Origin of the sequence: Vibrio spartinae (assembly GCF_024347135.1) — a bacterium.
GTDB lineage: Bacteria > Pseudomonadota > Gammaproteobacteria > Enterobacterales > Vibrionaceae > Vibrio > Vibrio spartinae.
On record NZ_AP024907.1, the window covers coordinates 1,761,562 to 1,781,358 of the forward strand.

The following is a 19,797-nucleotide window of genomic DNA, read 5'->3' on the forward strand; positions in this document are numbered from 1 at the left end:
AATATTTTGTCAATTTTGTTGATTTAATTATCGATTTTCAAATCATGCATGATTGAAATAAGTTTTCTGATAAAACATCAATTGCATAAAGTCTCGTGTCAAGAAAATAGAAACGTTTCAGGGGAGCACCATAAAAATGGTATGATTGACGCAAATAAACCACGGCTTCCGTATCGGAAACCGTGGTTATGTTTTGTGTAGCGGTCGTCGCTTAGTCTCTTTTCCAGAATATATGACAAAACTTATGTTCCGGATCCCGACTAATCAACATGCGGGCGAAAACATCATCTAAAGTGTCATTTTCTTCGTTGACGAGGCCAATATTAACTTCAGCGTAGGTTTCTTTATCAACCTCGAAACCAACTTGATTGCTCCAATCATCTTTGACATCAACCAATTCGGCAGCACCGCGATCATCAAATTGTGCCGTGAACAGGATGATATCGGCTGGTTCGAGATTATCCGGTGCCATCTCAAGAAAGATATCATAGGCTGTATCGATGGCATCATCGTAAGACATGAGTTCATTCATTTGCGTTATGCTCGGTTCATGAATTTACGTTCTGTCGTGTTGATAACAACACGATCGCCCGTGGCGATATATTCCGGCACCTGAACGACTAAGTCAGTTGCGAAACGGGCTGGTTTGGTTCTTGCCGAGGCTGAAGCGCCTTTGATCGAAGGGGCGGTCTCTTCAATCACCAATTCAACGGATGCCGGCAGATCTAAGGCAACGACCTGTTGATTGACGAGCACAACATACAGCCCTTGCGTCTCTTCGTTGATGAAGAGTAACTCATCAGCAATATCATCGTGTTTGAATGTGTATTGGGTAAAATCTTCGGTATCCATGAAGATATATTCATCACCATCAATATACGAGAAACTGATTGGGCGTTTGGTCATATCAACCGTTTCAAGGACATCATCGGATTTAAAGCGTTCATCGACCCGAGTACCCGTGGTTAAATCGGTGCAGCGGAACTTATAGATTTTTGCACCGCCTCGACCACCGGGGGTTGTAATTTCAATATCTTTCACCAACAGCATTTTGCCATTGGTATCGATGACAAAGCCTTTTTTAATTTCACTTGCCTTCGGCATTGCTTTTCCTTACATGGATTGATTTGAGAAAAACCGATTATATACTGACTCAAGTACGTTGATCATCTCTTGTTCTCTTCTTTTGGGATAAACGTGTCTCTGCGAGACATTCAGACATGCGTTAAGCCATTCGGGTGATTGATTGGGTTGAAGATAAAGGGACATCAAAAAATCGCGGGCACTCTCTTTGATAATATCTTTTACAACAATATCCTTTAGCGTCATGATTCGTGTATGATAGCAAAGCTTTTTAGCTGTATTTTTGAGTTTTTATGATGACATATTCCGGTTATGCAATTACCAGTGATTAATCCGAACATTCCTTTTCAGTCGCAGTATCAGCCCGTTGTCAGTTCCCTTATTGCTTACTTAAAGGCTGGTCTGAAAGATAATTTGCACAGTGTCTATGTTTACGGCAGTGTCGCTCGAAAAACCGCTTGCCCGGGGCGTTCAAATATTGATGTCATCGTTGTGACGCATCGACATTTTGAGATGCAAAAAACGACGATTTTCAATACATTGCGCTGGCGTTTTCAAAAGGACTATCCGTTTGTCACTGATGTGTCGCTTGAAACCGCGCTGGTTGAAGAGGTGGCCTCACTCGATAGCCTTTTTTCATGGGGATTCTTGCTACGCCATTGTTCCGTCTGCGTCTATGGACCGGATTTAGCTGAGTGTTTTGGTCATTATGAACCGAGCTGGGAAATTGCCAAATTCTGGAATATGGACGTAGCGGATTGGGTGAGTTATTACCGAGATAAAATCGCGAAATCAAATGCCCCGGACGAACAGGTGAAAGCACAGCAGAGTATTGCTAAGAAATTACTTCGCGCAAGCTATTCTTTAGTGATGTATCGCGATAAACAGTGGATTGATGATCCCGTTGTTTGCGGAGAGCAGTTTCTTCATTACCATCCTGAGCGGCAAACCGATATTGAACGATTGGGGATACTACTGAAGACACAGCGCATTATTCCGAAACGTTCAGTCATCGGCCTGTTGGACGACTACGGACAATGGCTGGTCAAACAGTATCAGAAAACCGAATTCCGCATTGGTTGATATGCCGCATTGGTGGATGAGTTGGCAAGGTTCAATGGCTTGTTAAACAAATGCCTGTTTAGAACAGCCCTAACTGAGGCCGGGTCAAGTCATCAAACCGATAGCCGATAAACGGCAGAATTGCATCAGCTACGGGCCGGAGTTGCTTATCGATATAGTGCTGGTAATCTAGTTGACTGGACTGATAGGCGACAGGCTGCGGACCGCTTAAGGTGATGACGTACTCGATCACGCCTTTGTTTTGGTATTGTAGCGGTTTTCCTCGTTGTTGATTGATCTCGTCTGCCATTCGGGCCGCTCGCACTTGCGGTGGGATATTTTTCTGATATTCATGGAGTTTGCGACGGAGTCGTTTACGATAGGTCAGTTCTTGATCGTATTGGCCGGCAAGGGTTTCAGCAACGAGTTCGCGAATGTAGTCACAGGGGTTTTCACCGTGAAAAACCTGCAGATATAGTTGTTGTTGAAAGCGTTTGGCGAGTTCAGTCCAGTCGGTTCTGGCACTCTCTAGCCCTTTAAAAATCAGTTGTTCTCCGTCATCTGTCTGAATTAATCCCGCATAACGTTTTTTGGAGCCGGTATCGGCACCGCGGATCGTTGGCATCAAAAATTTGATGTAATGGGTCTCATATTCGATTTCAAGAAAGCTATTCAGACGGTAGTTTTCCCATAAATGGGTTTTCCACCACTGATTCACAGAAGCAACGAGTTGTTGACCGATGTGGTCGGCATCATGCTGGGTATATGCTTTGCCTAACGATACAAATGTAGAGTCAGTATCACCATAAATCACCTGATGGCCTTGCGCTTCAATCAGCACTTTGGTCTGCTTCATAATTTCATGGCCGCGCATGGTAATGCTGGATGCGAGCCGAGTATCGAAAAACCGACACCCCGCAGAGCCCAGAACACCGTAAAATGAGTTCATAATGATCTTAATGGCTTGAGAGAAGGCTTTTTCTTGGTTCTTTTTTGCTTCATCTCTGGCCGCCCAAAGTGTTTCGATCATTTGTGGCAGAAAATGTCGGGTACGGTGAAATTGCCCGCCACGAAATCCGGGGACTGCCTGATGCGCTTCAGAACCGATGTCGAGTTTTAGTCCCTCAATTAGCCCCAATGGATCAATCAAGAAAGAGCGAATGATAGAAGGGTAGAGGCTTTTAAAATCGAGCACGAGTACCGAGTCATAGAGATTGGGAATTGAGTCCATGACATAACCGCCCGGACTGGCTTGCCAATGGTCAGTACTCAGGTTGGGGGCGACATAACCAGCCCGATGAAGCTGCGGCAGATAAAGGTTAGTAAAGGAGGCCACTGAACCACCGATTCGATCCAGCTCAATACCGGTGAGACGAGCGCGCTGAATGACAAAGTCGAGGAGATGGGTCTTGGCAAAAATGCGATTTACTAACTGACAGTCTTTGAGATTGTAAACCGCCAGACGAACTTTATCATGGCGAAACATGGTGTTGATTTCTTCCATCCGATCATCCACTTGATGAATGGCTTTTCCCTCGTTGAGTAAGGTGCGCGATACGGATTCCAGTGACCAAGACGGGAATTGATAGGTTGCCGTTTTTAACGTATCGATACCATCGAGAACAACGCGCCCGGGAATGGTGACAAACCCTTGTTGAGATTGATTCGATGTTCTGAAATAACTACTTTGGTGCTTCCGCCCCAGCATCAGCTTCAGGTGATGTTTTTCTGCCCGGCGATGCAATAGACGGAAATCGAAATCAATGACGTTCCAGCCAATGATGATGTCTGGGTCATAGCGTTGAAACCAATGCACCATTGCCAACAAAAGTGCACGTTCATTTTCAACCCATTGGATCATCGGGATGTCACCGGATTGATCGGCGGGAGAGCAACGCTCCGCTGACGAAACCTCAACTGTTTGTTGATCGTCAATCATGATCACCCGGGAGTCCATTTCACTATCAAATCCAATCGAGTACAAATGTCCTTTTTCCGAACATTCGAGATCCAGAGAAACAACGTTGAGTGTGGGTAAAAAGTCGCTGCGACGACACTTGGCATCCTGAACGGTTGTGATATGACCCTGTTGAGTCATTTGACCTGTGAATTCAAAACTCCCCCGAATAAAGCGTTCCATCAAATAGCGTTCAGCCAGTTTGATATCACTTTCAAGCACTTCAATCGTTTCCTGACGGCAGAGATCATGGATACGGGCTGCTTCTTGGAGTGTGGCGGTATAACAAGCAGTTAACGGCTCATGCTCAAAACTTTTGAGTGGCAGCGAGTTTAGTTCGGCGGTGATACCCATCTGAGTTAACTTCTGGGCCATGTATTTTGATTTTGTGGTAGGGATAAAACAGACGGGCTTCTCGTGATGGATTAAAATCTGGGTTGGCCCTTCAGGCGTTGCTGCCCAAAGTTCTATTTGTGTTGTGCCGTTTATATCCCGGGCATGGCGGGTTAAAAGGAAACCTTTCCGGAGCGTCAAGCTTGGCTACTCATTTTGTTATTTATAGTCACAATAATTTCATCAATTAATCCAATCCAGATCAATCTTCATTATAGTTTTATCGGTAAAAATTAGTGCATATTCTACACTATATAAGGATGTCTGATATTAGCATGTCTGGAGGATCGTATGATCACTATACACAGAGATTACTTATTAGTTCATCGCGGAAACAGAGATCATGCACATGTGAAGGTTAATCCTGTTGGTCATATCGACATTGAGTTGAACTCATGTCAAGCGTGTTATCATTCCGCATTTGACGATGTCCATTTTGAGAAGACGGGTCAAAAGACCAAACTGACTGGGAATCATCATTCATCTTCACCTTGGCAGGTGATGTTGTCTGATAATGATGCTAAAGAGCTTAATCATTTGATTGAAGAAGCCAATGAAGTTTATGAAGCATTGATGCGAGATCTGTAGTCAGATGTGATTCGTCGGATAAGAATTATATTCCCTGAAAATTTGTAAATTGGATTGATGCGCCAAGAGGGGAGCTGATAAGGTGGCCTGTTCAAGGCGTTTTTTTTTGAATGTCTACTGATGGTGATGTTTTATCTCGTACACGTGTCATGCTGTAAGCTACTTATTATAAACTGGTTTGTGCTTGGTTTTTGAGGCGAACAGGTTGCCACATCGACAAGATTTTGAGGTCGCTTAGATTAACGTGCCGAGAGACAAAGAAGTGCTTGCCAAAGCGATTGTTTGGGCTCATAGTCAGGGAATAGTGAAGGTTTTGGGTTAGGCATAGTTGTGTCTGCCTGATTGTGTTGAACCAATTGGATGCTGAGCCAATTGATTGTGGAGATGCAAGTTTGATTAGCGTATTCCTTGTAGATGATCATGAGCTGGTTCGCACAGGGATTCGACGTATTATTGAAGACGTCCGTGGCATGAACGTAGCAGGGGAAGCTGATAGCGGTGAACAAGCGGTAAAATGGTGTCGTAATCACCATGTTGATGTTGTTTTAATGGATATGAATATGCCGGGAATCGGTGGCCTTGAAGCAACGAAAAAGATACTGCGTTATAATCCGGATATTCGTATTATTGTACTGACTATACATACGGAAAATCCTTTTCCGACCAAAGTGATGCAGGCCGGTGCGGCTGGGTATTTGTCCAAAGGTGCCGGGCCGGATGAAATGGTGAACGCAATTCGGGTTGTTCATAGTGGTCAACGCTATATATCCCCTGAAATTGCGCAGCAAATGGCACTCAGTCAGTTTTCACCTGCGTCTGAAAATCCGTTTGCCGATTTATCGGAACGGGAATTACAGATCATGATGATGATCACCAAAGGGCAAAAAGTTACTGATATCTCAGAACAGCTGAATTTAAGTCCGAAAACCGTTAACAGTTATCGCTATCGCCTGTTTGCCAAGCTGGATATCAACGGTGATGTCGAGTTAACCCATTTAGCGATACGACACGGAATGCTGGATACTGAGACGTTGTAGTGACTCAAGCATTTGACCCTTCTTCTTTTTTAGCAACTGTGACTAATCAGCCTGGTGTTTATCGAATGTATAATACCGGGGCTGAGGTAATTTATGTTGGTAAAGCGAAGGATCTCAAAAAACGTCTGTCCAGTTACTTTCGTAAAACACTGGATAACGAAAAGACTAAAGCATTAGTCAGTCATATTGCCAGAATTGATGTGACGGTAACGCATACTGAAACCGAAGCGCTCATTCTGGAGCATAATTACATCAAGCAATACATGCCTAAATACAATGTGCTATTGCGTGATGATAAGTCTTATCCCTATATTTTGGTCAGTGCTCACAAGCATCCGAGAGTGTCGGTGTACCGTGGTGCAAAAAAGAAAAAGGGAGAGTATTTCGGTCCTTATCCTGATGCTGGTGCCGTTCGTGAGACGCTGCATTTAATTCAGAAGATATTCCCTGTTCGACAATGTGAAGATTCAGTCTATAGTCATCGGACACGTCCTTGCCTGATGTATCAGATTGGTCGTTGTGCCGGTCCGTGTGTTTCAGATTTGATTTCTGAACAATCGTATCAGGAACTGGTTGATGATCTGCGACTGTTTTTACGCGGCAAAGATCAACAAGTCGTTTCAATGCTGGTGGACAGAATGACATCCGCCAGTGAAGCATTGCGTTTTGAAGATGCCGCAAAATACCGCGATCAGATTCAGGCGATTCGTCGTATTCAGGAGCAACAATTCGTCTCGGCCGATAGCCTGGATGATATTGATGTTCTGGGATTTGCACAGGAAAATGGCTTAGCATGTATTCATACTTTGATGATTCGGCAGGGCAAAATTCTCGGCAGCCGAAGTTTTTTCCCTAAAATTCCCGGTAATACCACGCATGAAGAGGTGTTTGAAAGCTTCCTTAAGCAGTATTATCTCTCTCATAACGAGTCACGGACACTGCCGACTAAAGTGATTGTGAATCGGGGATTGCTGGACGATATTCAAGTTTTCCAGCTTTTGTTGACTGAGATGGCCGGGCGAAAAGTGCAGTTCTTTGTCGAGCCGTCAGGGGTCCGCGGACGATACCTGAAGTTGGCGAATACCAATGCTCAGACTGCCATTACCACCCGTCAGAATCATCGCATGACCAGCTTACAACGGGTCAAAGCGCTTCAGGATGAATTAGAGATGGAGCAGATTCAACGGATGGAATGTTTTGATATCTCCCATACGATGGGGGAAAGTACCATTGCATCATGTGTGGTCTTTAATCAGGAAGGTCCGGTTAAGCAGGAATATCGTCGTTATAATATTAGCGGTATTACTGGCGGAGATGATTATGCCGCGATGGGGCAGGTTCTCGAGCGTCGTTATTCAAAGCAGATCGATGTCGATAAAATTCCGGATATTATCTTCATTGATGGCGGAAAAGGTCAGCTATCTCGCGCACATCAGATTGTTTCGCGTTACTGGGATGATTGGCCAAAGCGGCCTTTATTGATGGGGATCGCCAAAGGTGTAACCCGTAAACCCGGACTGGAAACCTTGCTGACAGTTGAAGGCGATGAATTTCATCTGGCGAATGATGCGCCAGCGTTACATTTAATTCAACACATCCGCGATGAGAGTCATAACCATGCAATTAGTGGTCACCGTAACAAACGCGGAAAAACTCGGCGAACCAGTGCACTGGAAGGTATTGAGGGGATCGGGCCGAAACGACGCCAGGCACTGTTGCAGTTTATGGGCGGGCTACAAGAACTGAAACGCGCCAGTGTTGAAGAAATCACCAAAGTTCCGGGTATCAGTCGATCTTTGGCAGAAAATATCCATCAAGCATTGAAACAATAGCGAAAATACAGCAACATAACAGCGCAAACAATAAGAGCGAAGCATATGCGTTTAAATATCCCTAATATATTGTCCCTGATTCGGCTTTTCCTCATTCCGGTATTCGTTGTCGCTTTTTATTTGCCTTACAGCTGGTCTTCTTTTGCTGCGGCAGTGGTGTTCTGGGTTGCCGGCATCACGGACTGGCTTGATGGGATGCTCGCGAGAAAATTAGACCAAACCTCTCGTTTCGGTGCATTTATCGACCCTGTCGCGGATAAAGTGTTGGTTGCGACAGCATTGATCTTGATTACGGAGCATTTCCATAGCATCTGGATTACGATTCCTGCTGTGACCATGATTGCCAGAGAAATCATTATTTCTGCGTTGCGGGAGTGGATGGCAGAAATCGGCAAGCGCGCCAGTGTTGCGGTGTCTTGGATTGGTAAAGTGAAGACAATGACTCAGATGTTTGCGTTGCTCGCATTGATTTGGCGCTATGATGACTGGATGATTTGGTTAGGATATATCTCAATCTATGTTGCAACGATTTTGACTTACTGGTCGATGTGGCAATATTTGATGGCTGCTAAAGATGATCTTCTGAGTGAAGAAAATCACTGATAGTGCACCATTTTCTATGATGAACCCTGATATGGCTGTTTTCATATCAGGGTTTTTTAATGATATTTTATAACGCATTGAATTATATTTCTTCACTATACAGATATGCACCTGTATTTAATGATACATCCTGAATAAAGTGATATTTTCTCACCCGATCTGTCATCACAAATGTCAAACACCATCGTAGTTATCCACAAAATCTGTGGATAAGGTGTTTTAAAGGCAGTGAGTAAGAATAACATTTTGATTTAAAAAACGAACGTGCACAAAAAAAAACATTTTGTGCACGATTTTGGCGCGTTAGAAAGTGGGGCTTTTCTTGAACTGAACCAAGACTTTACCTTCTTTCGTCAGTACCGCTTTCAACATATATTCTATCGATAGTGCGAGAGAAATATTCAGCACCACGAAAATCGCAATCATGATCATAAATTGGTATTTGGCGGCGATAATTGGTGAGGCCCCTCCTAAAATCTGCCCAGTCATCATCCCTGGCAAAGTGACTAGGCCGATGCTTGCCATCGAAGCCAAAATCGGTGCATTCGCTTTTTGTATCGCATTTTGAATAAACGGTTGTGATGCGTAACGGGGAGATGCGCCCAAAGATATCGCCGCTTCGTATTCACTTCTGCGTTCGTGATAGGCTGTAAATAGGTTTTGCAGGGCAACAATATTGCCACTCAGTGTATTCCCCATCAGCATGCCAGCCAAAGGAATCATGTATTGCGTGTTGTAAAAGGGCACCGGTTGAACCATCAATAGACACAGTATGGCTAACATGGGCAGTAAGCCAATCATCATCCCTGCCATTAGCGGGATGATTAACCGGCGTTTAGGCAGATGAGCTTTTGATAGAATGGCGCTCGCACCAACCCCGATGATCAGCAATAGCCAGCAGACATTCACAACAAGGCTGTTCAGTGCAAATAAATACTCCAGATAAATACCGACTAAACAGAGTTGCAGCCCCATTCGGAATACAGAGATAATAATATCTTTGCTGATCATCAATCGGTATCGGAAACTCATCGCGATTGGAATAAGCAGTGTCAGGCTAAATATTGCCAACTGCCACCAAGAAATATCAATGACGCTTTTCATTACAGGCGGTTAAGTTTAGGAACGGAATGGTTACTCTATCCGAATTTAGGGGGCAACCACAACTAGAATCAATGATTGCCGAGCATCATTGTGAGGCTTACAGGCCAAACTGTTCGATGATTGGGGCGTGTTTGGATTGAGATAAAGCTTGTTTGAGTTTTCCTTGCTGTTGGTACTGCAATAGTAACTGTTTGAGGGGATGTTGAAGTGCTGAGCTGTCCATGCCGGGAAGAAGGGTCGGTTCATAGAGCAGTTCCAGTAAAACGATGTCTAAAGGGGATAGAAAATCGTTGGGGGTTTTATCATTGAATATGGAAGGATAAGCCTGTTCCGAGTCATTGAATAATCCAAGTGCCTGAGTCGATTCTTCAATAATACATCCGAGTAGTTTACCGTGAGAGCGGGCTTGATCGACGGGAATAATCACGGTTGCCCGACGGATTTCATGGCTGTCGGGATCAAGCTTTACGCCAAACATGCAGACAGAACCATAGGTATTTTTTAAGGATTTTTCCCCGAGCTCTGCACGAATAATTTTTCGCCATTGAGATTGGCGGGTAAAATACCAAATAAAATTGGCATCAGCACGTTGATTCACAATCGTGATAGGGACATGTGTCAGTTGTTCGAGATGAGCCAAATGGAGACGAGCCATTTTTTCGTGTAACGCTTGAGCACCGACATCATGCTCAAACCATACCCGAATCGGGTGAGTCCACTTAGCGAGGCGTGGTGTTTTCACCGAGGTAAATTCGTATTCGAGTGCGACATGGAAGAAAGCATTTTGAATAAACGCCGGACGTTCCCATGTCGGTAACTCAGCGAGCGCTACGTTGCTGAAGCTCATGGTTATCATCAACCAGCACAGCGGTCGCCACCGCATATTAATTCTCCGTCCCGAACTCAGGGATTCGACTGAAGTGACTTTCGATCATCCGCTGGGTGATGATGTGTTGTGGATTCGAAAGCACCTTTTCAGTATAACCGGATTCAACCACTTTACCTTCGTGCATGACGATGACTTTATCGGTAATGTGTTTAATTACGCCAAGGTGTTGGGAAACATAGACGAAAGACACGCCCATTTCCTCCTGTAACTCCATCAACAGATTAATGATTTGCGAGCGCATTGCCATATCCAGACCATTCAATGCTTCATCGGCAACAATGATTGATGGCTGCAAAATCAGAGCTCTGGCGAGACACACCCGCTGTTTTTGTCCTGTTGCCAACATTTGAGGATAAAAATAGGCATGTTCGGGGAGGAGACCGACCCGTAATAAGGTATCTTTAACCCGTTTCTGGCGCGCTGCGGGTAACATTTCTGTATTCCGTTTCAGTGGCCCTTCTAAAATGCGTCCAACCTGAATTTTCGAATTCAGTGATGTATTTGGATCCTGAAAAATCATGCGGATAAGCTTACATCGGGTCGCATAATCTTTATGCTCCAGACGTTCGCCATTCACCCGGATTTCTCCCGTTGTCGGTTCGACCATACCGGATAACATACGAGCAAGCGTTGACTTACCTGAACCATTTTGGCCGATGAATCCAATGGTTTGACCGACTTCCAATGTAAAATCTACCGACTCGACAGCATGATGAATTTTCTTCTTAAATAAGCTGGGACGAGTAGTAAAAGTCTTCGATAAATCAGAAACTTCTAATAGAGGAATCGTCATTGTGTCTCTTCCATATTCAACGGATAGTGGCAGGAGTATTTATGATTTTTAATCCAGCGGCTTTTCGGGATTTCCACACATTGGCGTTGCGCATAGGGGCACCTTGGGCCGAGCCGACAACCAATCGGTAAATGTTGTAGCGGCGGAATTGACCCCGGCAGTGAGTTTAATTTCTGCTTATGTGGGATTGATGAGCTGAAATCTGGCATGGCTGTCAATAGCGCGACAGTATATGGGTGTTTTGGCGTAGCCAAAATATTGCGAGTCATCGCAGACTCGATTGACTGACCACAGTACATCACCGTAATACGATGTGCCCATTGCGTAATGGTGGTCAGGTCGTGTCCGATCAATAGAATTGTCGTGTTATTGACCTGATTCATTCGGCTTAACAGACGCAGTATTTGCGACTGTGTGATTGGATCGAGGTCATTGGTTGGTTCATCTGCTATCAGTAATTTGGGCTTTGTGGCAATCGCCATTGCGATCATCACTTTTTGGCATTCACCATCGGTAATTTCATAGGGATAGCTTTTTAAAATACGATGGTGATCTTTAATCCCCACTTTATGCAGTAAAGCAATGGCTTGTTTTTTACGCCATGAAAAGCGTTGCCACCATTGCCCTTTAAATGTATGGGACGGGATGGCTTCGAGCAACTGTTTTCCCACCTCATCTGAAGGGTCAAGACACGTTGAAGGCTCCTGAAATATCATGGCGATATCTCGGGCAATCACACGCCGACGTTCCCGTGGCGTAAGTTGCAGCAAATCGATATTGCCTAGCCTCATCCGGTCAGCAGTAATACGCCAGTTTTCTTTACATACACCGACAATAGCTTTGGCAACAAGACTTTTACCAGAGCCTGACTCACCCACTAAACCACGAATTTCACCTTCATTCATGGTCAGACTGATGCGATCTACCGCTTTGACAAGCCCTTGTGGCGTATCAATTTCAATCGTCAGATGACGAATATCCAGCATTGGCATTATTCGACCCCCTCGTTGAGTGACTGACGCGCCCCTTCACCCACAAGGTTGACAATAATAACGGTAAACATAATTGTCAATCCGGGCAGAACCACAGTCCATGGCGCGAGATAAAGCAGTTCTACGGAGTCTCCCAGAATCGCACCCCACTCAGAAGTGAATGACTGTGCCCCTAATCCTAGAAAACCAAGTGAGGTGATATCTAAGATAGCAACCGTCATTGCAAAGTTAATTTCTAATACAATGGTTGATAAAATATTGGGTAAAATCGAGTACCACAGCAGGTAAATGTCTTTTGCCCCGTCCAGTCTGGCGGCCATGATGTAATCTTTGCCGACTTCATTGTGGACCGCGGTATAGGCTGAGCGAATAAACCGAGGAATCAGAGCCAGCCCGATTGCCAGTAGAATATTGGATTCACCAACCCCAAGAATCGCAACAAAAATAATGGCGAGCAGGAGTGATGGGATCGACATGATGGTATCCATCAAGTGATTCAAAATACTCGAAAGCAATCCGGAGGTCATGCCTGCTGAGATACCGATAATAGAACCGACGCATGTGGCGAATATGGTCAGAATCACGGCATTACCAAAAGAGTGCCGTGTCCCTTCAATGAGGCGGGATAGAATATCCCGGCCAAGATCATCGGTACCAAAGAAATACTCGACCGAACCTGCCGGATCCCAAGAAGGGGGAACAAGTAAATGACTGGTGTGTGCTTGTGCATCATGTGGGGAGATCCAAGGGGCAAACACAGTAATGAGGATCAACGCCAGCAGGCACCATAGCCCGAACATTGCCAGATTATTATGACGAAAACTCCGCCAGAATCGTTCGAACGGGGTAGGGATATGCTCTTCTTGATAGATATTATTTGTTAGCATACCAAGCTTTCCTTACGAACGGATTGATCAGGGCGCCGAGCAAATCAGATAAAACGTTTGCGGTGAGCACCAGTGTTGAGACAGAAATAACGCCGGCCTGAATTGAAACTAAGTCTTCATTTGCTAATGCATCCAGCAGCCACCTGCCGATTCCCGGCCAGTTAAAGATGGATTCGGTGATAATCGCAAACGTCAGCATGGTTGAGAGTTGGACCCCGAATTTAGGAATAATCGGCGGAATTGCATTGCGAAGCACATGTTCTCTGATGATTTGATATTGCGAGAGACCGCGGATTCTCGCTACCCGAATATAGTTCTGATTCATGACGTCTGCCACTGATGTTCGCATTAATCGAATGATCTGTGTGGTCGGAGCCAGCGCCAGCACAGTACAGGGAAGAATCAGATGAGAAATCACGCTTTGTAGAATCTGAGGGCGGTAAACACTTTTTGACAGAAAAGCGTCAATCAGTGCAAATCCTGTTACATGCTTAATATTATAAAGCAGGTCGTAACGACCGGAGACCGGGAAAATTTCGTAATTCAGTGAAAATACCAGCAACAACATCAGCGCGATCCAATAAATTGGTGCTGAGTAGCCACACATTGACACAAAGGAAATCACGGTATCGAGCCACTTTCCTTGTTTCATGCCCGCGATTGTCCCGATCGGGATGCCAATCATTAATGAAATCATAAAGGCAAATAGGCACAGTTCCAATGTGGCGGGAAACACGATCACTAATTCATCGATGACGGGTGTGCCGGAACGGTTGATTCCAAAATTGAGCTGACTAATTTCAGACACATAAGTGAACCATCCTTGCCAGAAATTCTCGAGTGCCCAGTGGGAATAAGGATCGAATCTGAGAATGCTGTATCCGATCAACGTTAAAATCAATAAGGTGATGATAAAAAGGTTAAATTTACGGATTGTATAGAGCAGCATTATTTTATCCTCTCAACCATATTGAAAGGCTGCACATTAAATGGGTTCAGTTGAAAACCAGTCAATGAATCATTATATGCCTTAAATTGCATGCCGTGGGCAATCGGAATCACCGGGAACTCTTGGTTAATGATATTTTGTGCCTGCTTGTAAAGGTTGAGTCGATAACGATGACGGTCAACTTCTAATGCGAGATTCAGTAGGAAATCAAAATCTTCATTACACCATTTGGATAGATTGATGCCTTCTCCTCTCGCGTCACAGGAGAGAATTGGGCGTAGAAAACTATCCGGATCGCCAGTTCGCCCTGACCAGCCGGTCAGATATAAGTCAACATCGGCATAATCGGAGCGATTTTGTCGGTCAATCCGCTCTTCAGGGATGAGGTGTAATTTAATGCCTATATCTTTCAGGTTTGCCTGAATGAGCTCAGCGGTTTTCCGAGGACTCGGATTATAAGCTGTTGGTTCGAGCGGAACCAACATGGAGAGTTCTAATCCGTTACTGAAACCGGCATCCCGTAACAATCCGAGTGCGTAACTGTGATCATAACGGACCTGAACCGCATCTTTTTGATAGGCCCAGGATGTCGGGGGTAAAATATTATAGGCAATTCTGCCAGTGCCATAATAAACAGAATCTAAAATATTTTGCCGGTTAATAGCAAAACTCAATGCTTTGCGCACGCGAGGATCACTGATCGCTGGGTGAGTTGTATTCACTGCGATAAAAGACACATTCATGGCGGGCGTCGAGCTGAGCAAAATATGCTTTTGCTGTTCGATGATCGGAATTTGGCTCGAGATCGGTGTACTGAGTACATCACACTCATTACGCAGTAGTTTTGCCAGCGTGCCAGTGCCTCGCTGGGCAATATCAAACACAACCTGTTGCATTTTCGGCAGACCTTTCCAGTAAAGTGGATGTCTTTTGAGTCTGATAAAGTCGCTCACCTGCATTTCATCAAGATAGAAAGGCCCCGTCCCGACGGGGTGGGTGTCAATCATTGACTTTTCATCTGCATAAATCAGTTGATCGGCATATTCTTTTGAGAGAATCACAGCATGTGTGGTTGAGATATTTGCCAGAAAGCTATTGTCAGGCCGTCGTAATGTGAACTGAACGGTATAGGGATCCAGCGCATCAACACTTTTGACCAGATGTTTGAAGTTAATACCGGCAAACCACGGATAGTGGCTGTTGCTGATATTGTGAAACGGGTTGTATGAGCTAAGGATCCGATCAAAGCTAAATACGACATCTTCAGCATTCAGGTTACGCGATGGACTAAACCATTTCGTATGTTGAAAAGGCACATGATGACGGAGATAGAACGTGTACACTGTACCTTGTTCATTCACGGTCCAACGCTCAGCCAGATTCGGTGAAGGGCGCTGTGTCTCAGGATCGAGAATGAGCAACGTGTCATAAATTTGAGGACCGAGGGATTCAGCAGTAATGCCACTATCAACCAGTTGAGGGTTAAACGTATCCGGTGTCCCCTGCCCACAGTAGACGAAGCCTGTCTGTCTGATTTCGCTATGATCGGTATTCTGGTCATTACAGCCTGTTAAGAGTCCCAGACCGCAGAAACTCAAGGTGAGTTTTATCAGTATTTTCATTTTAAAAGCGAATATATGAAACGAGGCTCTCTAAGCCACAGAAATCTGCCTCAAACAAGCAGCTAATTTACCACTTTTATATAAGTGAACCAATGAAAAACACATTGAAATTGATTCATAACTCACTCATTTTTAGTTATGAGCTGATATTTTCGGATGAGACCTCTTAATTGATGATAGCTTAATCCTAATAATTGAGCGGCATTCTTTTGATTATATTTGGCTTGTGTCAGTGCTTGCATAATGACGTGGCGCTCTTGGGTGTCTACCCACGATCTGAAATTAAGTGGAAATACAATGTCACTCGCATGCGGGGCGTCTTGACTGGTTAGGATGCTTTGCTCCTGATGAACAGCTGCTTCATCGGGGGCGTTGTTGCCTGATGGTGGCTGCAGCCACTGGCACTGAAATGGATCCAGCACTAAATCATCAATTGGGTCATCGACTGAACGATGCTGGTAGACCGCGCGCTCAACCACATTTTTTAATTCCCGGATGTTTCCGGGCCAGTGATAGCCCAGTAATTGGGCTCGTGCTTGTTGACTGAATCCCGCAAAGTAGGGGCGTGCGATTTCATGACACATCCGTATGGCATAGTGTTCGGCGAGTAGTAAAATATCTTCGGTTCTTTCCCGGAGCGGTGGCAGGTGAATAATATCAAAGGCTAACCGATCCAATAAATCTGCGCGAAATTCGTGACGTTCGGCCATGGATAACAAATCACCGTTGGTCGCACAAATCAGGCGGACATCCGTTTTGAGTGTTTTGGAACCACCCACGCGTTCATATTCCCCATATTCAATGACCCGTAGCAGCTTCTCTTGGACATTCAGCGGTGCTGCTGCCAGCTCATCAAGAAACAGACTGCCATGTTCTGCCCGTTCAAAACGGCCTTGATGACGTCCTTTTGACCCGGTAAAAGCCCCTGCTTCATGACCGAACAGTTCGGAGTCAATCACCCCTTCGGCAAGCGCAGCACAATTGAGAGAAATCATCGGATGTTCCCATCGTTGGGACAAATAATGGATACGTTGGGCAATCAGTTCTTTACCGGTTCCCCGTTCTCCTAAAATCAAAACCGGTCGATTGATTTGAGCCAGATGAGACGCTTTTTCCAGCACGGCCAGAAAATGAGGGGATTCACCAATCAGGTTAATTTTCATGGGCTATTCCAATAAGCAGTTTCAATCATCAAATAATGGTCAGATTAACCAAAAAGTGGTCATAAATACAAATGTTGTGAAGGGGAGATGCTCTGATATATGTTAATTATTTGATTTTTATGATTTTTTAAATATGGCACAGGTTTTGAATAGTATGAAGTGGCATAGCGTATGAACAGACCATGTAAACAAGAGGAACATCATATGGGTATTTTTTCCCGATTTGCAGATATTGTAAATTCTAATATCAGTGCATTACTTGATAAAGCAGAAGACCCTGAAAAAATGATTCGTCTGATTATTCAGGAGATGGAAGACACGTTGGTTGAGGTTCGGAGCCACTCTGCCAAAGTGTTGGCAGATAAAAAAGAGCTGTTGAGAAAAATAGAGTCTCTCGACAGTCAGATCGAAGAGTGGACACAAAAAGCCTCTCTGGCACTGGCGAAAGAGCGAGAAGATCTGGCCCGCGCGGCGCTGATAGAAAAGCAGAAGTTGCAGGATACGGTTAAAGGTTTAAAAACAGAGTTTACGTTGGTTGAAGAGACCATTGATAAACTGGCGGATGAAATCACCAAGTTAGAAACTAAAATTACCGAAACCAGAGCCAAACAGAAGGCGATGATGATTCGGGCGCAGACCGCGGGGAAGCGTCGTGATGTTCAAAAGCATTTGCAGCGCAACCGAACCGATGAAACGATGGCAAAATTTGATCAGTTTTCAAGACGTGTCGATGAGCTTGAAGCTGAAGCGGATATTTACGAGCACACCGGGCAAGGGAAGACTTTAGAGCAAGAGTTTGCCAATCTTCAGGCCCAGGATGAGATTGACAGCGAGTTGGCGAAGTTGAAACAGGCGCTGAAAAAAAATGAGTCAGAATAAGGAATAACTATGTTAGTGATGCTTGTGTCTGTACCACTGATCGTCTTTATGGTGGTGGTGGCACCTTTATGGCTGATTCTTCACTATCGAAGCAAAAAACGTTCGGAGAGTGGTTTGAGTCAGGAAGACTATGAACAGTTGGCGGCTTTGTCGGCAAAAGCGGATTCTCTACAACAGCGTGTTCATACGTTAGAAAAAATTCTCGATGATGAGACGCCAAACTGGAGGTCACATTATGAAGGGGCATAAATCCCTGTATCGGGATCCTCGTCATGGCAAAATATCAGGTGTGTGTGCCGGCGTTGCCAACTATTTTGAGCTGGAAGTGTGGCTGGTCAGAATCATTGTGTTGTCAGCCACGTTATTGGGGGGCGGCTTTCTGGTGATTCTGGCTTATATTGCGCTTAGCTTAATGTTGGAAAAACAGCCGGAAGATTATGATCAGACCGTTCAGATGCAGCGTGAGCATAAGCTGAAAAGTCGGCCATGGAAACAGGGTGCTTCCGCTCACCAGCTCCTCCATAATTTATCGCAGGAGCTTGATAAGGTTGAAGTCAAAGTCTGTCAGATTGAGGCTTACGTGACATCCGATGCATTCAAAGTCAATAAGGCTTTTCGGGATTTATAAGTTGTTGTTAGGGACAAGGCTTGCGATCTGTTCAGGGCAATCCGTTCAGAGAGTCTCCGGTGTTGAATGTTTCAAACACCGGAGAGCAACATCTTTACAGTGGCGTTGATATTGTCAGGCCGAGAGACTGTCGAGTGCTTCCTGATAACGCTGGAATCCCGCTTCTAGGTCAGCAATTAAATCATCGGTATCTTCGAGGCCGATGTGAATACGAATCAGCGTTCCGGTAAAGTTTGGATGCGCAACCGTGCGTAATGCATTGAAGCTTTTCGGTTCATTGGCAAGAATCAGACTTTCAAACCCACCCCATGAATATCCCATACTGAAATGTTGCATGTTATCGAGCAAAGCGGTCGTTGCACGCGAATGACTGGTTTTCAATACAAACGAGAACAAACCGTTTCCTCCGGTAAAATCCCGTTGGAAATAGTCATGTCCCGGACACGTTTCCAGCCCCGGATGGCGCACATGATCCACTTCCGGACGTTCTGCCAGCCAGCGAGCCACTTTCAAACTGCTTTCAGCGTGTTGTCTGAGTCGGACATCGAGCGTCCGGATACCGCGCAATCCCAAATAAGCATCGTCAGGGGAGACACATTGACCCATCAAATAGCTTTGTTCCCGTAGTTGCTCCCAACACTTTTCATTGGCAACGGCGGTGCCCAACATGCTGTCAGAATGACCGACAATATATTTAGTGGCAGCCTGTACCGAAATATCTACACCGTGCTCAAAGGGTGAAAAATTCACGCCTGCGGCCCACGTGTTATCGAGAATCACGATAATGTCATGTGCGTGAGCAATCCGGGATAACGTCGGGATATCCTGAACTTCCATCGTGATCGACCCGGGGGATTCGGTAAATAGAATCTTAGTATTAGGACGAATCAGGGATTCAATGTCTTCACCGATCATCGGATCGTAATAGGTGGTTTCAATCCCCATCTTTTTCATGATGGTTTCGCAAAACTCGCGGGTCGGCTCGTAACAAGTATCGACCATCAGAATGTGATCACCGGTAGACACAAATGAGAGAATTGCATTGGTAATGGCTGCCGTACCACAAGGATACAGTGCACATCCGGCACCGCCTTCGATATCGGTCATGGCCTCTTGAAACGCAAAATGTGTATTGGTGCCACGACGACCATAGAACAACGTTTTATTGGCCCGGTTGATCGTCGCGTGATTTTTGGCAGCGACGGAATCGAAAATAATAGAAGAGGCTCGTTGTACTGGCGGGTTCACCGCGCCTTGTGTCCATTCTTTATTACGACCAGTGGTGACAAACTTCGTTTTTCTTCCTTCTGACATGCAAAGTCCTTTGAGGCGAATT

At 45.0% G+C, this 19,797-nt stretch carries 20 protein-coding genes; 8 read left to right on the top strand and 12 right to left on the bottom strand.

Annotated features, from left to right (window positions below):
- Positions 1 to 211 precede the first annotated feature (211 nt).
- Both OCU60_RS07805 and yeiP read right to left on the bottom strand, forming a co-directional pair.
- Entirely contained in the window at positions 212 to 532 is a 321-nt protein-coding gene (locus tag OCU60_RS07805) for an HI1450 family dsDNA-mimic protein (protein ID WP_074373605.1), read from the bottom strand.
- Between the two features lie 5 nt (positions 533 to 537).
- Positions 538 to 1,104, bottom strand: a complete 567-nt coding sequence (gene yeiP / locus OCU60_RS07810) for an elongation factor P-like protein YeiP (RefSeq protein ID WP_074373606.1) — start codon at positions 1,102 to 1,104, stop codon at positions 538 to 540.
- 291 nt (positions 1,105 to 1,395) lie between these two features.
- Here yeiP and OCU60_RS07815 point away from each other — a divergent pair, with 291 nt between their 5' ends.
- Positions 1,396 to 2,166 (top strand): nucleotidyltransferase domain-containing protein, encoded by a 771-nt coding sequence (locus OCU60_RS07815; RefSeq protein ID WP_074373607.1) that lies wholly within the window; start codon positions 1,396 to 1,398, stop codon positions 2,164 to 2,166.
- A 58-nt stretch (positions 2,167 to 2,224) separates the two neighbouring features.
- Here the strand turns inward: OCU60_RS07815 and OCU60_RS07820 are convergent, their stop codons facing one another.
- Complete coding sequence (locus tag OCU60_RS07820; RefSeq protein WP_074373608.1) at positions 2,225 to 4,636, bottom strand: DNA polymerase II; 2,412 nt, start codon at positions 4,634 to 4,636, stop codon at positions 2,225 to 2,227.
- 150 nt (positions 4,637 to 4,786) lie between these two features.
- On the opposite strand from OCU60_RS07820, the gene OCU60_RS07825 reads away from it, so the two are divergent.
- The 4 genes from OCU60_RS07825 (at position 4,787) to pgsA (ending at position 8,555) form a co-directional block, all read left to right on the top strand.
- The gene (locus OCU60_RS07825; protein ID WP_074373609.1) at positions 4,787 to 5,083 is read left to right on the top strand and encodes a hypothetical protein; all 297 of its coding nucleotides are present in this window, start codon (positions 4,787 to 4,789) and stop codon (positions 5,081 to 5,083) included.
- A gap of 392 nt (positions 5,084 to 5,475) precedes the next feature.
- Complete coding sequence (gene uvrY / locus OCU60_RS07830; RefSeq protein ID WP_074373653.1) at positions 5,476 to 6,120, top strand: UvrY/SirA/GacA family response regulator transcription factor; 645 nt, start codon at positions 5,476 to 5,478, stop codon at positions 6,118 to 6,120.
- Positions 6,120 to 7,952: an excinuclease ABC subunit UvrC gene (uvrC, locus tag OCU60_RS07835; protein ID WP_074373610.1), complete on the top strand. Its 1,833-nt coding sequence runs from the start codon at positions 6,120 to 6,122 to the stop codon at positions 7,950 to 7,952. The genes uvrY and uvrC overlap by 1 nt, the downstream gene beginning before the upstream one ends.
- A 45-nt stretch (positions 7,953 to 7,997) precedes the next feature.
- Positions 7,998 to 8,555 carry a CDP-diacylglycerol--glycerol-3-phosphate 3-phosphatidyltransferase gene (gene pgsA / locus OCU60_RS07840; RefSeq protein WP_074373611.1) on the top strand — a complete coding sequence of 186 codons (558 nt, stop codon included), beginning with the start codon at positions 7,998 to 8,000 and terminating at the stop codon, positions 8,553 to 8,555.
- Between the two features lie 303 nt (positions 8,556 to 8,858).
- Here the strand turns inward: pgsA and OCU60_RS07845 are convergent, their stop codons facing one another.
- The 8 genes from OCU60_RS07845 to pspF all read right to left on the bottom strand — a co-directional run bounded on the left by OCU60_RS07845 (position 8,859) and on the right by pspF (position 16,954).
- Positions 8,859 to 9,659 (bottom strand): ABC transporter permease, encoded by an 801-nt coding sequence (locus tag OCU60_RS07845; RefSeq protein ID WP_074373612.1) that lies wholly within the window; start codon positions 9,657 to 9,659, stop codon positions 8,859 to 8,861.
- Positions 9,660 to 9,756: 97 nt separating this feature from the next.
- Positions 9,757 to 10,542 (bottom strand): DUF2927 domain-containing protein, encoded by a 786-nt coding sequence (locus tag OCU60_RS07850; protein ID WP_074373613.1) that lies wholly within the window; start codon positions 10,540 to 10,542, stop codon positions 9,757 to 9,759.
- Between the two features lies 1 nt (position 10,543).
- Complete coding sequence (locus tag OCU60_RS07855) at positions 10,544 to 11,341, bottom strand: peptide ABC transporter ATP-binding protein (protein ID WP_074373614.1); 798 nt, start codon at positions 11,339 to 11,341, stop codon at positions 10,544 to 10,546.
- Positions 11,338 to 12,333 carry a peptide ABC transporter ATP-binding protein gene (locus OCU60_RS07860; protein WP_074373615.1) on the bottom strand — a complete coding sequence of 332 codons (996 nt, stop codon included), beginning with the start codon at positions 12,331 to 12,333 and terminating at the stop codon, positions 11,338 to 11,340. The genes OCU60_RS07855 and OCU60_RS07860 overlap by 4 nt, the downstream gene beginning before the upstream one ends.
- Positions 12,333 to 13,220 carry an ABC transporter permease subunit gene (locus OCU60_RS07865; RefSeq protein ID WP_074373616.1) on the bottom strand — a complete coding sequence of 296 codons (888 nt, stop codon included), beginning with the start codon at positions 13,218 to 13,220 and terminating at the stop codon, positions 12,333 to 12,335. The genes OCU60_RS07860 and OCU60_RS07865 overlap by 1 nt, the downstream gene beginning before the upstream one ends.
- Entirely contained in the window at positions 13,207 to 14,169 is a 963-nt protein-coding gene (locus tag OCU60_RS07870) for an ABC transporter permease (protein ID WP_074373617.1), read from the bottom strand. The genes OCU60_RS07865 and OCU60_RS07870 overlap by 14 nt, the downstream gene beginning before the upstream one ends.
- The gene (gene sapA / locus OCU60_RS07875) at positions 14,169 to 15,791 is read right to left on the bottom strand and encodes an ABC transporter substrate-binding protein SapA (RefSeq protein WP_074373618.1); all 1,623 of its coding nucleotides are present in this window, start codon (positions 15,789 to 15,791) and stop codon (positions 14,169 to 14,171) included. Before sapA ends, OCU60_RS07870 begins: the two co-directional genes overlap by 1 nt.
- Before the next feature lie 122 nt (positions 15,792 to 15,913).
- Positions 15,914 to 16,954 (bottom strand): phage shock protein operon transcriptional activator, encoded by a 1,041-nt coding sequence (gene pspF, locus OCU60_RS07880; protein WP_074373619.1) that lies wholly within the window; start codon positions 16,952 to 16,954, stop codon positions 15,914 to 15,916.
- Between the two features lie 204 nt (positions 16,955 to 17,158).
- Here pspF and pspA point away from each other — a divergent pair, with 204 nt between their 5' ends.
- From pspA to pspC, 3 genes are read left to right on the top strand one after another with little or no spacing between them, the layout of a single operon-like run.
- Positions 17,159 to 17,833, top strand: a complete 675-nt coding sequence (gene pspA, locus OCU60_RS07885) for a phage shock protein PspA (protein ID WP_074373620.1) — start codon at positions 17,159 to 17,161, stop codon at positions 17,831 to 17,833.
- 9 nt (positions 17,834 to 17,842) lie between these two features.
- Complete coding sequence (gene pspB, locus OCU60_RS07890) at positions 17,843 to 18,082, top strand: envelope stress response membrane protein PspB (RefSeq protein WP_074373621.1); 240 nt, start codon at positions 17,843 to 17,845, stop codon at positions 18,080 to 18,082.
- Entirely contained in the window at positions 18,042 to 18,461 is a 420-nt protein-coding gene (pspC, locus tag OCU60_RS07895) for an envelope stress response membrane protein PspC (RefSeq protein ID WP_074373654.1), read from the top strand. Before pspB ends, pspC begins: the two co-directional genes overlap by 41 nt.
- A 114-nt stretch (positions 18,462 to 18,575) precedes the next feature.
- Here the strand turns inward: pspC and OCU60_RS07900 are convergent, their stop codons facing one another.
- On the bottom strand, positions 18,576 to 19,775 hold the full coding sequence (locus tag OCU60_RS07900) for a cystathionine beta-lyase (RefSeq protein WP_074373622.1): 1,200 nt from the start codon (positions 19,773 to 19,775) through the stop codon (positions 18,576 to 18,578).
- Positions 19,776 to 19,797: the final 22 nt, after the last annotated feature.

Excerpts from the sequence above, each read along its gene's own strand:
- OCU60_RS07805 (WP_074373605.1), bottom strand. The coding sequence starts at position 532 with ATGAATGAACTCATGTCTTACGATGATGCCATCGATACAGCCTATGAT.
- yeiP (WP_074373606.1), bottom strand. The coding sequence starts at position 1,104 with ATGCCGAAGGCAAGTGAAATTAAAAAAGGCTTTGTCATCGATACCAAT.
- OCU60_RS07815 (WP_074373607.1), top strand. The coding sequence starts at position 1,396 with ATGCAATTACCAGTGATTAATCCGAACATTCCTTTTCAGTCGCAGTAT.
- OCU60_RS07825 (WP_074373609.1), top strand. The coding sequence starts at position 4,787 with ATGATCACTATACACAGAGATTACTTATTAGTTCATCGCGGAAACAGA.
- pgsA (WP_074373611.1), top strand. The coding sequence starts at position 7,998 with ATGCGTTTAAATATCCCTAATATATTGTCCCTGATTCGGCTTTTCCTC.
- OCU60_RS07845 (WP_074373612.1), bottom strand. The coding sequence starts at position 9,659 with ATGAAAAGCGTCATTGATATTTCTTGGTGGCAGTTGGCAATATTTAGC.
- OCU60_RS07850 (WP_074373613.1), bottom strand. The coding sequence starts at position 10,542 with ATGCGGTGGCGACCGCTGTGCTGGTTGATGATAACCATGAGCTTCAGC.
- OCU60_RS07855 (WP_074373614.1), bottom strand. The coding sequence starts at position 11,341 with ATGACGATTCCTCTATTAGAAGTTTCTGATTTATCGAAGACTTTTACT.
- OCU60_RS07860 (WP_074373615.1), bottom strand. The coding sequence starts at position 12,333 with ATGCCAATGCTGGATATTCGTCATCTGACGATTGAAATTGATACGCCA.
- OCU60_RS07865 (WP_074373616.1), bottom strand. The coding sequence starts at position 13,220 with ATGCTAACAAATAATATCTATCAAGAAGAGCATATCCCTACCCCGTTC.
- OCU60_RS07870 (WP_074373617.1), bottom strand. The coding sequence starts at position 14,169 with ATGCTGCTCTATACAATCCGTAAATTTAACCTTTTTATCATCACCTTA.
- sapA (WP_074373618.1), bottom strand. The coding sequence starts at position 15,791 with ATGAAAATACTGATAAAACTCACCTTGAGTTTCTGCGGTCTGGGACTC.
- pspF (WP_074373619.1), bottom strand. The coding sequence starts at position 16,954 with ATGAAAATTAACCTGATTGGTGAATCCCCTCATTTTCTGGCCGTGCTG.
- pspA (WP_074373620.1), top strand. The coding sequence starts at position 17,159 with ATGGGTATTTTTTCCCGATTTGCAGATATTGTAAATTCTAATATCAGT.
- pspB (WP_074373621.1), top strand. The coding sequence starts at position 17,843 with ATGTTAGTGATGCTTGTGTCTGTACCACTGATCGTCTTTATGGTGGTG.
- pspC (WP_074373654.1), top strand. The coding sequence starts at position 18,042 with ATGAGACGCCAAACTGGAGGTCACATTATGAAGGGGCATAAATCCCTG.
- OCU60_RS07900 (WP_074373622.1), bottom strand. The coding sequence starts at position 19,775 with ATGTCAGAAGGAAGAAAAACGAAGTTTGTCACCACTGGTCGTAATAAA.